The following is a 14,096-nucleotide window of genomic DNA, read 5'->3' on the forward strand; positions in this document are numbered from 1 at the left end:
ACTAACCTATTTTGAAATTAAATACCCCATAAAAAAGATTGCGATACCTGCCACGATTCCTACAACCATTAGCATAATATAGAATCCTACATTTCCGTTTTGTAGCTGACGTACATTTTTTGATGCGCGACCAGAAACAGTTCCAACTCCTAAAACAAAAGCTGCAATTCCTGCTTTTTCTACATATTTTTTCAAGACATCACCCAACTCGAACAATGGTTTTACAATTGCATTGTCATATAACTCGTCGATGTACCATTTGTCTTCAAAGAATTTTGCAATTCCTGTTGCTTCACCATCTACATGGTTTGTGTATTTCTTGATTGCATAATAAATTGCACCAAGTACACAAAGTAATAAAGCTCCCATCATCATCCATTCTGTTGCATGAGAAACATGATGAGCTTCTCCGATTGATACAACTCCACTTAAGAAAGTTTGAAGTTTATGTCCGTCTTGCATAAACAACGCTGGAATTCCGATATAACCTGCAAAAACAGAAAGAACTGCTAAGATGATTAATGGAATTGTCATTGCAGCTGGACTTTCATGCGGATGAGCTTCTTTATCTCTTAAATCTCCTAAGAAAGTCATTGCATATAAACGGAACATATAGAATGCTGTCATCACAGAAACGATAAATCCGATTCCGTAAACAACTGGATTAGAAACAAACATTCCTAATAACATTTCGTCTTTCGAGAAGAAACCTGATAAACCTGGAATACCAGCGATTGCCAAACATCCAATCAAGAAAGTGATATGTGTAATTTTCATGTATTTGCTCAAACCTCCCATTTTGCGCATATCTTGCTCGTGGTGCATTCCGTGAATTACAGAACCTGCCCCTAAGAATAATAATGCTTTGAAAAATGCATGCGTCATTACGTGGAAAACTGCTGCGATATACGCTCCAGATCCAATTGCTGCGAACATTAATCCTAATTGAGAAACTGTAGAATAAGCCAATACTTTTTTGATATCGTTTTGACGCATTGCAATCGTTGCAGTAACAAAAGCTGTTGCAATTCCTACGTACTGAATAACTTGTAATGTGATTGGCGCTGCCGAAAATAATTCGTTGCAACGTGTAATCATAAAGATACCTGCCGTTACCATTGTTGCAGCGTGAATAAGTGCTGAAACTGGCGTTGGTCCTGCCATCGCGTCTGGTAACCAAGTAAATAATGGTAATTGAGCCGATTTACCTGTTGCTGCTAAGAATAACAATAATGTGATTCCTGTTAATACAAAACCTGTAAATGCAGATGGATCAATTGCTAATTGGCTGAATACTTTTACATATTCTAACGTTCCAAATTCTTTAAAAATCCAAAACATTGCCAATAAGAATCCAACATCTCCAATACGGTTCATGATGAAAGCTTTCTTTGCTGCTTTGATATATTCTGGATTTGTAAACCAAAAACCAATTAATAAGAATGAACAAAGTCCAACTCCTTCCCATCCAATAAACATCATTACGAAATTGTTTCCCATCACAAGAATCAACATGAAGAAGATGAATAAATTTAGGTAAGAAAAGAATTTTGCAAATCCTTTGTCTTCGCTCATGTAAGCCGAGCTGTACACGTGAATTAAAAATCCAACTCCTGTAATAATTAACAAAAACAAACTCGTTAATGCATCAATTTGAAATGCAAACGGAACTTGTAAAGTTGGAATATTGATAATATCAAATGCCTTAAAAATTAATGGTTGTGCATCTGCTCCTGATGGAACTGACATAAAAACCATGATTGATAAAATGAAACTTGCCAAAACTGCTCCACTTCCGATGAAAGTCACTAAGCTTTTAGAAAGTACATTTCGTCCTAAACCGTTAATTAAAAATCCGATGAATGGAATCAAAGGAATTAACCATATATACTGCTCCATTCTTAACCTTTTAAACGATTTAACACATTAATATCTACCGAGTATACTTTGCGGAACAATAAAATTATCACTGATAATCCTACAGCAACCTCAGCCGCAGCCACAACCATAATAAAGAATACTAAAAGTTGTGCATCTGTTCCTTTTTCTAATGCTGGATTTGCGTGATAGTGCATTTTTGAGAACGCTACTAACAACAAATTCACAGAATTTAACATCAATTCTATACACATAAAAATGACAATTGCGTTACGACGAATCATTACGCCAGCCATTCCTATTCCGAATAGGATTAATGATAAAGTAATATAATAACTGATTGGTAACATCTTTTACTTTTTATATTTAATCCAATAATTCTTCGTCCTTTTTCGATAACATCACCGCTCCAATCATTGCAGAAATAAACAAAATACTGCTCAACTCGAATGGTAAAACATATTCTGAATACAACAATGATCCTAAGTTGTGAATCAATCCTAAATCACCTGTTCCCATTTCTACAGCTGTGTTTGCAGAAGCTTGATTTTGTGAGAAAATACCAATTGTCAAGGCAACAAATAACAAAGAGATTAAACTCGCTGCTAATATTTTTGCTGGTCGACCAAATGATTTCTTTTCACTATTCAAGTTCATCAACATCACCACGAATAAGAACAATACCATAATTGCTCCGGCATAGACAATGACATTTACAATTGCCAAAAACTGTGCGTTTAGCAATACATAATGTCCGCTGATGCAGAAGAATGTTACGATTAAATATAAAATGGAATGTACAGGATTTTTACTGAACACCATTAGTAGCGCACTTAACACCGTTAAGCTCGACAAAACATAGAATAAAATGATAGGTAATTCCATTAATTTGTAGCTTTTTTCGGGATTAATAAATCTTCTTTCGAATAGATAAAGTTTTGACGTTTGAAACTTGCTGGTGGAACTGTTTGCGATAAATAAACAGCATCTTTTGGACAAGCTTCTTCACAGAATCCACAGAAAATACAACGTAACATGTTAATTTCATATTTCGCTGCATATTTTTCTTCGCGGTAAAGATTTTCTTCACCAGGAAGTCTTTCTGCTGCTTCCATTGTAATCGCTTCTGCTGGACAAGCCAAAGCACAAAGTCCACAAGCCGTACAATTTTCGCGATCTTCTTCATCTCTATTCAAAACGTGTAATCCTCTAAATACAGGACTAAACGGTCTTTGTTTTTCTGGATAACTAATTGTTGCTTTCTTCGAAAAGAAGTGCTTCAATGTAATCATCAACCCTTTTGCGATAGAAATCAAATAGATACTTTCCCAAAAAGTAAGGGGTTTACGTTCTACTTGTTTTACTCTATTTGTAATTGGTTTCATACTTTTAATGATTTTGATGATTCTACTTGTTTAATAATAAAATCACTAAGCCTGTAATTAACATATTGATTAATGCTAAAGGCAATAATTTTTTCCAACCTAAATCCATTAATTGGTCATATCTGAAACGAGGAATCGTCCAACGCACCCACATATAGAAGAAGATGAAGAAACAAGCTTTACCGAATAATGAAAGGAAATTAAGAATTGCCGTTCCATTCACTCCGATAGAGTTTACTAATGTTGCATCGTCTACAAATGGGATATCGTATCCACCAAAATATAAGGTAGAAATTACTACAGAACTGATAAACATGTTGATGTATTCTGCGAATAAGAAGAATCCCATCTTCATCGAAGAATATTCTGAGTGATAACCTCCAATTAACTCATTTTCTGCTTCTGGTAAATCGAACGGAGTACGGTTAGTTTCTGCGAACGAACAAACCAAGAAAATAATAAATCCTAATGGTTGTAATAAGATAAACCACGCATGCTCTTGTTGATAATGTACAATATCACTCAATTTTAAAGAACCTGTCATCATCAAAATTGTGATTAACACTATTCCCATCGGTAATTCGTACGAAATAATCTGCGAAGCTGCACGCAAACCTCCCATTAAAGAGTATTTGTTGTTCGATGCCCAAGCACCAATCATAATTCCATAAACACCTAAACTTAATACACCTAAAATGTATAAAAATCCGATGTTAACATCTGCAATTTGAGGAACAACTACACGATCTCCAATCTCGAAAGCTGTCGACCATGGAATAACTGCACCTGTCATACAAGCTACAATCATTGCCAAAGATGGACCTAAGATGAATAAAAATTTATTCGAATCTTTTGGTGTAATTTCCTCTTTCGAGAATAATTTTAAACCATCGGCAAGCGGTTGTAATAAACCAAAAATACCTGCACGGTTTGGTCCGATACGATCTTGTAAGAATGCTGCAACTTTACGCTCAGCCCAAGTAGAGTACATGGCAACAACTAATGCAAAACCAATCATTACGCCTACTAAAGCTAACTTTTCTAATGCATCAGCAATAAATTCTTCTGTCATTTTGTTAATTTTATTTACGAATGATTAATCTTTAAAATCTTTACTTGTTGCTGGTCCATCAATTTTAGATAAATCACGATTTGGTTCATTTACTTCTGAAACCGAGTGAATATCTAATAAAATCTTTGGATCGCGTTTGATTACTTTCGGAAGTGTTTCTTTTGGCTCCACTTTATTCTCAAAGTAATGACCTTGACGAACAACAGAATCTTTAGAAATTTCTGATGGTTTTTCTAACGTCCAATCGTTGATATCTTTTTTATCGAAACGACATGTGTTACAAATCCAATCTTTTACTTCGTTAAATTCATCTTTGCGAGCTGTTACACGGAAAACTTCGTTTCCACGGAACCACACTTGTGCTTTACCAGAACAAGTCGGACAATCGCGATGTGCATCAACTGGTTTCAAGAACCAAACACGATTTTTGAAACGGAACGTTTTATCTGTTAGAGCTCCAACTGGACAAACATCAATAATATTTCCGATGAATTCGTTATCTAAACTTTTGTTGATATGAGTTGAAATTTCTGCGTGATCTCCACGATTCATTACACCATGCTCACGACAACCTGTGATTTGATCCGCAGTTTTTACACAACGATAACATAAAATGCATCGGTTCATGTTCAACTGAATATTTGGACCTAAATCTTCTTTTGGGAATGTACGACGATCAAATTCGTAACGTGTTGCTTCTGCTCCGTGCTCGTAACTTAAATCTTGTAATTTACATTCTCCTGCTTGATCACATACTGGACAATCTAAAGGATGGTTGATTAATAATAATTCAACAATACCTTTACGTGCCTCAACTGTACGCTCAGACGTTTTATTGCCTACAACCATTCCGTCCATAACTGTTGTACGACAAGACGGAACCAATTTTGGCATTGGACGAGGATCTGCTTCACTTCCTTTTGATACTTCTACCAAACATGTTCTACAGTTTCCTCCTGTATTTTCTAATTTACCGTAGTAACACATCGCTGGAGGTGCTACTTCTTTACCAACCATACGAGCGGCTTGAAGGATCGTTGTTCCCGCAGGTACTTCAATCGTTTCGTTATCGATGGTAACTTTAAATAATGGTGTTTCTTCTGCCATCTTCGTATTAATTTGCGGTTTCTTTAATTTCGATTGGATCAGCATAATGTGCTAAACCAAAATTACGCATCAAACATTCTTCCGGATTATTAATATGCCATTCAAACTCATCACGGAAGTGACGAATTGCCGCTGCTACTGGCCAAGCCGCTGCATCTCCTAATGGACAAATTGTATTTCCTTCGATTTTACGTTGAACATCCCATAACAATTCGATGTCAGACATTTTTCCTTTTCCTTCATCGATTCGTTTCAAGATTTTTTCCATCCAACCTGTTCCTTCACGACAAGGTGAACATTGTCCACACGATTCGTGACGATAGAAACGAGCTAATGTATACGTGTGGTAAACAACATCTTGATCTTCATCTAAAACAATAAATCCTCCGGAACCCATCATTGTTCCTGTTTGGAAACCTCCTTCTGATAAACTTTCGTAATTCATGTAACGAGGTTTACCTTCTGCAGTTTTTAACAATAAGTTTGCTGGAACAATTGGCACAGAACTTCCTCCAGGAATACATGCTTTAAGGCGTTTTCCATTTGGAATACCTCCACAATATTCGTCTGAATAAATAAATTCTTCAACCGTAATTGTCATATCAATTTCATAAACGCCTGGTTTATTAATATTACCACAAGCTGAAATTAATTTTGTTCCTGTTGAACGTCCAACTCCAATTTTAGAATATGCTTCTCCTCCAATCTCAATAATTGGAACAATAGCTGCAATTGTTTCTACATTGTTTACAACCGTTGGTCTTCCCCATAAACCTTTAACAGCTGGGAAAGGTGGTTTTAGACGTGGATTTCCACGTTTACCCTCTAACGATTCTAACAATGCCGTTTCCTCTCCACAGATATAAGCTCCACCTCCACGTTGAACATAAATTTCGCAATCGAAACCTGTTCCTTGAATGTTTTTACCTAACCAACCAGCAGCTTTTGCTTCGTCGATTGCTTCTTCTAAAATTTCTGCAACCCACGCATATTCTCCACGGATATAAATAAATGATGTATTAGAACCTAAACAGAATGATGAAATCAGAACTCCTTCAATTAATAAATGAGGAATATATTCCATCAAGAAACGGTCTTTGAACGTTCCTGGTTCAGATTCGTCTGCATTTACCACTAAGTGTCTTGGAACACCTTCTGGCTTTGCCAAAAAGCTCCATTTCATTCCAGTTGGGAAACCTGCACCACCACGACCTCTTAAACCAGAAGTTTTTACTTCTTCTAAGATTTCATCAGTTGTCATTTTAAATGCTTTTTCAGCATTTGCATAACCACCGTTTTCGCGGTAAGCTTGATACTGACGAATTCCTGGAACATCAATATTTTTTAACAGTAATTTTTGTCCCATTATGCTAATTTTTTCAATTCCTCGATTAATTCGTCTACTTTCTCGATCGTTAAATTCTCACGATACGTTTTTCCTAACTGTAGCATTGGCGCGTAACCACATGCTCCTAAACATTCGGCTGGTTTTAATGTAAATAAACCATCTGCCGAAGTTCCACCAGCTTCAATATTTAATTTTGTTTTGATGTGTTCAATAATTTTGTCTGAACCTCTTAACATACAAGGTCCTGTTTGACAAACTTCTAACACAAATTTCCCTACAGGATTTAAGTTAAACATCGAATAAAATGAAGCTACTTCGTAAACTTCTACTGGTAAAATTTCTAATACTTCTGCAACATAATCTAAATGAGGAGTGTCTAACCAACCACCAAACTCAGCTTGTGCGACATGAAGTAAAGGAATCAATGCACTTTGTTTTTTATCCGATGGATAACGTGCAATGATTTTATCTACTTTTTGTTGTGTTTCTTCTGAAAATTGAATTGCCATTTTTAATAATTTTTATTAAGCATCTAATTCTCCAGCAATCAAATTCAAACTACTCATTGTGATAATGGCATCTGAAATCATTGATCCTTCAATCAATTCTGGATAAGCTTGATAATAAATGAAACAAGGTCTACGGAAATGTAAACGGTATGGCGAACGTCCACCATCAGAAACGAAATAATAACCCAACTCACCATTTGCAGCTTCGATTGAATTATAAATTTCTCCTTTTGGCATATCTACCTCTCCCATAATAATTTTGAAGTGATAGATTAACGCTTCCATTTTTGTGTAAACATCTTTCTTTAGTGGTAAATAAAAGTCTGGAGCATCAGCATGATATTGCGTTGCTTCTTCTCCTTCTAATGCATCAATTTTTGCAATTGCTTGTTTAATGATGCTTAAACTTTGCCACATTTCTTGACCACGAACTAAGAATCTATCGTAACAATCTCCCGTTGTACCAACTGGAATATCGAATTCGAATTCTTCGTAACGAGAATATGGTTTCGCTACACGAACATCATAATCTACACCAGCTGCACGTAAATTTGGTCCTGTGAAACCATAATTTAATGCACGCTCAGCCGAAATTCCTCCAACTCCTTGTGTACGATCCATAAAAATACGGTTACGTAAAAATAAGTTTTCAAACTCTGTTAAGACATCTGGAAACTCTCTCACGAAACGATGGATTTTTGTCCAAGCAACTTCAGAAAAATCACGTTCGAAACCACCGATACGACCAATATTTGTTGTTAAACGAGAACCACAAATTTCTTCGTAAATCTCATAAATCAACTCGCGGTATTTCATCATATAAAGGAATCCTGTAAATGCTCCTGTATCAACACCCATAATCGAGTTACATACAATATGATCTGCCATACGAGCCAATTCCATAATGATAACACGCAAATAAGAAACACGTTTTGGAACTTCAATTCCAACGAATTTCTCAACTGTCATGTGCCAACCTAAGTTATTTAACGGCGCCGAACAATAGTTCAATCGGTCTGTTAAAGGTGTAATTTGGTACAAAGGTTTGCGTTCAGCAATTTTCTCAAAAGCACGGTGAATATACCCAACTGTAGGAACCGCAGATTTGATGATTTCACCATCAATCTCTAAAATATTTTGAAATACCCCATGTGTTGCAGGATGCGTAGGTCCTAAGTTTAAGGTAATTGTGCTTTTTTCTAACGAACCATCTGGAAGATCAAGATGCTTTAATTTTTTAGTTTTCTCTTTTCCCATGGTTAATTTGCTTTTACATTAAAACCTCCGTAATTAAAATCTCCACCACGACCAAACATATCGTCGTCTTTGTCTTTACGTGTTTGATCCTCTAATGGGAACTCTTTGCGTAACGGATGATAATCCATTTCTGGAACATTCATGACACGAATTAAATTTGGATGTCCTACAAAATCAACTCCATAGAAATCATACGCCTCGCGCTCTAACCAGTTAGCTGTTTCGAATAATTTAGTTGCGGTAAAAATCGAAGGTTTTTCGATTGGTAAAGCAAATTTTAATCGAACCTCAACTCCTTCATATAGATTATAAACTAAATAGGTTACAACCAATTCTTCTCCAACATTATTAGGATAATGAATAGCAGTTAAATCCTTCAAAAATTTGAAAGATAATTGCTCATCATCATATAAATATTGTAAAATCTTTAGATTGAAATCTTTGTTAGCGTATAAAGTCAATACACCGAAATGCTCTTCGTATCCGTATATATTTTCTTGAAACTTCTGAACCAAACGGTCTTTTATAAATGAATTGTCCATTATTTCAACTTATTTAATTCCATAACTTGCTAAAAGTTGTTGATATTCTTCGCTACTTCTGCGACGAACACTTTCGCTCTCTACCAACTCCTGAATACGCATTACACCATCGATAATTGCTTCTGGACGAGGCGGACAACCTGGCACATATACGTCTACTGGAATTACTTCATCAATTCCTTGTAAGACCGAATATGTATCAAAAATTCCTCCCGAACTTGCACAAGCACCAACAGCAATCACCCAACGAGGTTCTGCCATTTGGATGTAAACTTGCTTCAGAACTGGCGCCATTTTTTTAGAAATTGTACCCATTACCATCAACAAATCGCACTGACGAGGCGTAAAAGCCAAACGCTCAGATCCAAAACGTGCCAAATCGTATGTCGAACCCATAGTCGCCATAAACTCGATTCCGCAACAACTTGTCGCAAATGGTAAAGGCCAAATAGAGTTTTTACGCGCTAATCCAACTACTTTTGATAGTTGCATCGCCATAAAACCTTCACCTTCAAAACCTCCTGGAGACTCTACAATCTTCACATTGGTATTGTGTGTTACTGGTCTTTTATTATGAATCATTATACTATTATTTTAGAATTTTAATCGCTCTATTTTTCCCAATTAAGAGCTCCTTTTTTGCGTACATACAAGTACATCACAAAGAATAATCCAACGAATGTTACAACTGCTGCAAAACCTTCCCAACCTAACTCTTTAAAATTCGCTGCATATGGGTAAAAGAAGATTACCTCTACGTCGAATAACACGAATAAAATGGCTACTAAGAAGTATTTAATTGCAAATGGCTGTCTTGCATTTCCAACTTTCTCAATCCCAGACTCGAAATTCTCTAATTTTTCGTCTGTCTTTCTCGATGGCCCAAGAAAATGTGTCGCAACGATAGTACCCGCTACAAACGCAAAAGCAATCACAAAAAGAATGAGAATAGGAATATAACTTGATGCTGTTTCCATAACTACTTTACTATTTTTCCAACTAATATTTTATCGATAAAAATAATAATAAAATATCATATTATTTATGTAAATTAGTTTTCAGCTAGTTATAGTTCTTTATATGATAAATTATATATTATTTATCTATATCGGAAGTTTAATGATTGAATAAAAAAAGGAGAACTAACAACTTGGTCAATTCTCCCTATGTATTTTATTAGATTACTAATTAAAACTTAAAAAAGTTAATGAATTAATAAATTTTGTAGATTTTGCAGTGCTTCATGCACAGTTTTAATATGTTCAAATCGTACTAACAATGTTGGATACTCTTCTCCTTTTTTGGGTGATTTTTCCTTAAAATTGATGTTTTTAGGGTTATTTTGAACGTAATTTAAAATTAATCTAAATTCATCTGACTGATAAAATTCGCTTTGTGGTTTATTAATAAAATAAGCCAATAAAACACCATTTTTCATCACCAAACGTTCGAAACCTAATTTTTTACTGATCCATTTCAGTTGAATTGATTCCAATAAATTTTCGGCTTCAATTGGTAATTTTCCAAAGCGGTCAATCAAATTATTTTTAAACGTTTGTAAATCTGTTTCAGTTTCGACATCAGCTAATTCTTTGTACAGCAATAAACGCTCTTCCGAACTTTCAATGTATTCGTCTGGGAACATAATTTGTAAATCCGAATCAATTTGCACATCCGACACATACGATTTTACTTCTTCCGATTTTTGATCTTCGAACAAATCTTTGAAATCCGTTTCTTTCAATTCTTCTATCGCTTCATTCAAGATTTTTTGATACGTTTCGAATCCAATATCCATCATAAATCCTGTTTGTTCAGCACCTAAAAGATTTCCAGCTCCACGAATTTCTAAATCTTTCATCGCAATATTGAATCCTGATCCTAAATCAGAAAACTGCTCAATTGCTTGCAAACGTTTACGCGCTTCGTCCGTTAAAACCGAAAGTGGTGGCGCAACCAAATAACAAAACGCTTTGCGGTTACTACGACCAACACGTCCACGCATTTGATGCAAATCTGCCAAACCGAAATTCTGCGCATCATTAATTAAAATCGTATTCGCATTCGGAACATCTAAACCAGATTCGATAATAGTTGTTGACACAAAAACATCATATCGACCATCAATAAAATCGAGTAAAACGGCTTCTAATTCTTTCCCATCCATTTGTCCATGACCAATCGCCACACTCGCATCAGGAACTAATCGTTGTACCATTCCAGCAATATCTTTTAACGATTGCACACGATTGTGAATGATATAAACTTGTCCACCACGTTGCATTTCATACATAATCGCATCACGGAAAATCTCTTCATTAAAACCAACCAATTGCGTATCGACAGGTTGTCTATTTGGTGGAGGAGTTTTGATAACCGATAAATCACGCGCAGCCATCAACGAGAATTGAAGTGTACGCGGAATTGGCGTCGCAGTCAAGGTTAATGTATCAATATTTTCGCGAAGTGTTTTCAATTTATCTTTTACACCAACACCAAATTTGTGTTCCTCATCCACAATTAATAATCCCAAATCTTTGTATTCAATTTTTGGATTAACCAATTGATGCGTTCCTATCACAATATCAACTTGACCAGATTTTAAACCATCTAAAACAGCTTTTTTCTTTGCTCCTGTTACAAATCGATTGAGATAAGCAACTTTCACAGGCAAATCTCGTAAACGCTCTGAAAATGTCTTGAAATGTTGAAAAGCTAAAATCGTTGTTGGCACTAAAACAGCAACTTGTTTTCCATCAACAGCTGCTTTCATCGCCGCACGAATCGCAACCTCTGTTTTCCCGAAACCAACATCTCCACAAACCAAACGATCCATTGGGCGTTCAGATTCCATATCCGTTTTTACATCTTGCGTCGCTTTGTACTGATCGGGCGTATCTTCATAAATAAAAGATGCTTCCAACTCATTTTGCAAATACGTATCAGGCGAATACGCAAAACCTTTTCTGGCACGGCGTTTCGCATATAATTTAATCAAATCGAAAGCAATTTCTTTTACTTTAGCTTTGGTTTTATTCTTTAAATTTTTCCAAGCTGGAGATCCAAGTTTTGAAATTTTTGGCTCAGCGCCATCTTTTCCTCTAAACTTTGCAATTTTATGCAACGAATGAATATTAACATACAGAATATCATTATTTTGATAAATCAATTTGATTGATTCTTGCGTTACGCCATTATTATTCAATCGTACCAAACCTGCAAATTTTCCGATCCCATAATCTATATGCGTCACAAAATCTCCAACTTGCAACGAATTGATTTCCTTTAGCGTAATCGCTTCTTTTTTGGAAAATGAATTTCGAAGATTGAATTTATGATATCGACCAAAAATCTGGTGATCCGTATAACACGTTAATTTGATTTCTTCGTCAATAAAACCTTGATAAATAGATCCCAAAACGGGAATATATGAAACTTCTTTTCCGATATCATCAAAAATTTCTTCGAAACGTTTGATTTGATTTTCATTGGAACAAATCAGTGCATTTTTGAAACCTTCGGCTTTATGCTCATTCAAATCATCAATTAATAACTCGAATTGCTTATTAAAACTTGGTTGAGGTTTGAATGGTGATTCTATTTCTTCAACTGTTTCAAAATAAGATTTCATCGAACATTCAATAACTCCATAAGATGAAATTTGTTGAAGAAATGCATTCTCATTCAAAAATAATTGATTCGGTTCTGCTTGTTTAATTTCTCCTTTTAATTCAGCAAAAGCAGTTTCAGCTTGTTCAAAATTCTTGGTGATTTGTTTCGCTAAAACAGAAATATTTTTCGCGATAACTAAACTATCTTTCGAAATATATTCTAAGAAACTTTCTCGTTTTTCGTTAATCGATTTACTCTCAAGATTTGGAATAATCGTAATTTCTTTTGTCGTTGCAATGGACAATTGATTCTCGATATCAAACGTTCTGATGGTTTCCACCTCATCACCAAACAACGAAATTCGATAAGGATGCTCATTCGAAAACGAAAAAACATCTATAATTCCACCACGAATCGAGAATTCTCCCGGTTCAGAAACAAAATCAACACGATGAAAATTATAAGAAGATAAAACCTCCGTTAAGAAATCAATTCCTAAATCATTTCCAACCTTCACTTTAAGTGTATTCGTAGAAAGCGCTTTTTTTGTCACTACTTTTTCAGACAAGGCTTCCGCATATGTCACCACAATTTTTGGGCGTTTCGAATGCGATAATACATTTAAAACCTCTGTTCTAATAACAACATTTGCATTATTTACTTCCTCAATTTCGTAAGGACGCTTATAAGAAGACGGAAAAAATAGAATTTGTTCTTTATCAAACAAAGTTTCCAAATCATTTAACACATAAGCCGCTTCTTCTTTATCATCAAAAATTAGAATCGTAGGACGCGCAACACGATCATATAAATGACCAGTTATAATGCTCAATCCTGAACCTAAAAAACCTTTGATATTGACTTTATGCTGTGGATTATTTTTAAAATTGACAATAAGCTTCTGTACGAAATCTGAAGAATCGTATAAGCTAAAAACGTTGTGAATAGTTTTCTGTTCCAAAGTTTTGCAAATATAAAATTTTATAAACTTATTTTTAAACAATCTTTAAAAAAAGCAATGTTAAAATGCGAATTTTCAATTAATGAAAATTTTTCGGAAAATTTATAAAAAAAGTTGAGCTAAGTTAAAAAAATTAATCCTAGCTTTGGCTTATCAAAAAAAGAAAATGAAATTAGTTCACAACATTATCAACTTGATTATTTTAGTCATTCTTATCCCAGGGAGTGGTAATTAGTTGTGTACGTACAAAATAACAATTAAAGCCACTTCTTAACGAGGTGGCTTTTTTTATGGAGAAAAATTAATTAAACAATATTATGCAAAACAATTTCGTCATTATTATCATTATTATTTTAGTCTTGGTCTTACGATTAGGAAAGGTGGTTTTATGACAAATTTTTTGAACGATTTTTTATGAGCCACCT

Annotated in this window: 13 protein-coding genes; all 13 read right to left on the bottom strand. The window is 34.9% G+C overall.

The window, feature by feature from the left end; genetic code table 11:
* Positions 1 to 6 precede the first annotated feature (6 nt).
* The 13 genes from nuoL to mfd all read right to left on the bottom strand — a co-directional run bounded on the left by nuoL (position 7) and on the right by mfd (position 13,671).
* Complete coding sequence (gene nuoL, locus N5D03_RS00825) at positions 7 to 1,899, bottom strand: NADH-quinone oxidoreductase subunit L (protein ID WP_125348901.1); 1,893 nt, start codon at positions 1,897 to 1,899, stop codon at positions 7 to 9.
* Positions 1,900 to 1,901: 2 nt separating this feature from the next.
* On the bottom strand, positions 1,902 to 2,228 hold the full coding sequence (gene nuoK / locus N5D03_RS00830; RefSeq protein WP_026357457.1) for an NADH-quinone oxidoreductase subunit NuoK: 327 nt from the start codon (positions 2,226 to 2,228) through the stop codon (positions 1,902 to 1,904).
* 16 nt (positions 2,229 to 2,244) lie between these two features.
* Positions 2,245 to 2,763, bottom strand: coding sequence for an NADH-quinone oxidoreductase subunit J (locus tag N5D03_RS00835; RefSeq protein WP_038333350.1), 519 nt, complete (start codon positions 2,761 to 2,763; stop codon positions 2,245 to 2,247).
* Positions 2,763 to 3,263 (bottom strand): NADH-quinone oxidoreductase subunit NuoI, encoded by a 501-nt coding sequence (gene nuoI / locus N5D03_RS00840; RefSeq protein ID WP_038333352.1) that lies wholly within the window; start codon positions 3,261 to 3,263, stop codon positions 2,763 to 2,765. The genes N5D03_RS00835 and nuoI overlap by 1 nt, the downstream gene beginning before the upstream one ends.
* A gap of 22 nt (positions 3,264 to 3,285) precedes the next feature.
* Complete coding sequence (gene nuoH / locus N5D03_RS00845; RefSeq protein ID WP_038333358.1) at positions 3,286 to 4,335, bottom strand: NADH-quinone oxidoreductase subunit NuoH; 1,050 nt, start codon at positions 4,333 to 4,335, stop codon at positions 3,286 to 3,288.
* Positions 4,336 to 4,359: 24 nt separating this feature from the next.
* Positions 4,360 to 5,442, bottom strand: a complete 1,083-nt coding sequence (locus N5D03_RS00850; protein ID WP_115002357.1) for a 2Fe-2S iron-sulfur cluster-binding protein — start codon at positions 5,440 to 5,442, stop codon at positions 4,360 to 4,362.
* A gap of 7 nt (positions 5,443 to 5,449) precedes the next feature.
* On the bottom strand, positions 5,450 to 6,808 hold the full coding sequence (gene nuoF, locus N5D03_RS00855) for an NADH-quinone oxidoreductase subunit NuoF (RefSeq protein ID WP_115002289.1): 1,359 nt from the start codon (positions 6,806 to 6,808) through the stop codon (positions 5,450 to 5,452).
* A complete protein-coding gene (locus tag N5D03_RS00860; protein WP_115002287.1) occupies positions 6,808 to 7,299 on the bottom strand; it encodes an NAD(P)H-dependent oxidoreductase subunit E in 492 nt (163 codons plus the stop codon). Before N5D03_RS00860 ends, nuoF begins: the two co-directional genes overlap by 1 nt.
* A gap of 15 nt (positions 7,300 to 7,314) precedes the next feature.
* Complete coding sequence (locus tag N5D03_RS00865) at positions 7,315 to 8,556, bottom strand: NADH-quinone oxidoreductase subunit D (protein ID WP_038333370.1); 1,242 nt, start codon at positions 8,554 to 8,556, stop codon at positions 7,315 to 7,317.
* Between the two features lie 2 nt (positions 8,557 to 8,558).
* Positions 8,559 to 9,098, bottom strand: coding sequence for an NADH-quinone oxidoreductase subunit C (locus tag N5D03_RS00870; RefSeq protein WP_038333373.1), 540 nt, complete (start codon positions 9,096 to 9,098; stop codon positions 8,559 to 8,561).
* Between the two features lie 9 nt (positions 9,099 to 9,107).
* Positions 9,108 to 9,680 (bottom strand): NADH-quinone oxidoreductase subunit B, encoded by a 573-nt coding sequence (locus N5D03_RS00875; RefSeq protein ID WP_038333376.1) that lies wholly within the window; start codon positions 9,678 to 9,680, stop codon positions 9,108 to 9,110.
* A gap of 29 nt (positions 9,681 to 9,709) precedes the next feature.
* Positions 9,710 to 10,075, bottom strand: coding sequence for an NADH-quinone oxidoreductase subunit A (locus tag N5D03_RS00880; RefSeq protein ID WP_115002285.1), 366 nt, complete (start codon positions 10,073 to 10,075; stop codon positions 9,710 to 9,712).
* Positions 10,076 to 10,302: 227 nt separating this feature from the next.
* Positions 10,303 to 13,671 carry a transcription-repair coupling factor gene (mfd, locus tag N5D03_RS00885; RefSeq protein ID WP_280050683.1) on the bottom strand — a complete coding sequence of 1,123 codons (3,369 nt, stop codon included), beginning with the start codon at positions 13,669 to 13,671 and terminating at the stop codon, positions 10,303 to 10,305.
* Positions 13,672 to 14,096 lie beyond the last annotated feature (425 nt).

The organism is Empedobacter sp. GD03861 (assembly GCF_029840885.1).
Classification (GTDB): domain Bacteria; phylum Bacteroidota; class Bacteroidia; order Flavobacteriales; family Weeksellaceae; genus Empedobacter; species Empedobacter falsenii_B.

What these genes read in the sequence shown, in the direction of transcription:
- nuoL (WP_125348901.1), bottom strand. Translation starts at nt 1,899, where the DNA reads ATGGAGCAGTATATATGGTTAATTCCTTTGATTCCATTCATCGGATTT.
- nuoK (WP_026357457.1), bottom strand. Translation starts at nt 2,228, where the DNA reads ATGTTACCAATCAGTTATTATATTACTTTATCATTAATCCTATTCGGA.
- N5D03_RS00835 (WP_038333350.1), bottom strand. Translation starts at nt 2,763, where the DNA reads ATGGAATTACCTATCATTTTATTCTATGTTTTGTCGAGCTTAACGGTG.
- nuoI (WP_038333352.1), bottom strand. Translation starts at nt 3,263, where the DNA reads ATGAAACCAATTACAAATAGAGTAAAACAAGTAGAACGTAAACCCCTT.
- nuoH (WP_038333358.1), bottom strand. Translation starts at nt 4,335, where the DNA reads ATGACAGAAGAATTTATTGCTGATGCATTAGAAAAGTTAGCTTTAGTA.
- N5D03_RS00850 (WP_115002357.1), bottom strand. Translation starts at nt 5,442, where the DNA reads ATGGCAGAAGAAACACCATTATTTAAAGTTACCATCGATAACGAAACG.
- nuoF (WP_115002289.1), bottom strand. Translation starts at nt 6,808, where the DNA reads ATGGGACAAAAATTACTGTTAAAAAATATTGATGTTCCAGGAATTCGT.
- N5D03_RS00860 (WP_115002287.1), bottom strand. Translation starts at nt 7,299, where the DNA reads ATGGCAATTCAATTTTCAGAAGAAACACAACAAAAAGTAGATAAAATC.
- N5D03_RS00865 (WP_038333370.1), bottom strand. Translation starts at nt 8,556, where the DNA reads ATGGGAAAAGAGAAAACTAAAAAATTAAAGCATCTTGATCTTCCAGAT.
- N5D03_RS00870 (WP_038333373.1), bottom strand. Translation starts at nt 9,098, where the DNA reads ATGGACAATTCATTTATAAAAGACCGTTTGGTTCAGAAGTTTCAAGAA.
- N5D03_RS00875 (WP_038333376.1), bottom strand. Translation starts at nt 9,680, where the DNA reads ATGATTCATAATAAAAGACCAGTAACACACAATACCAATGTGAAGATT.
- N5D03_RS00880 (WP_115002285.1), bottom strand. Translation starts at nt 10,075, where the DNA reads ATGGAAACAGCATCAAGTTATATTCCTATTCTCATTCTTTTTGTGATT.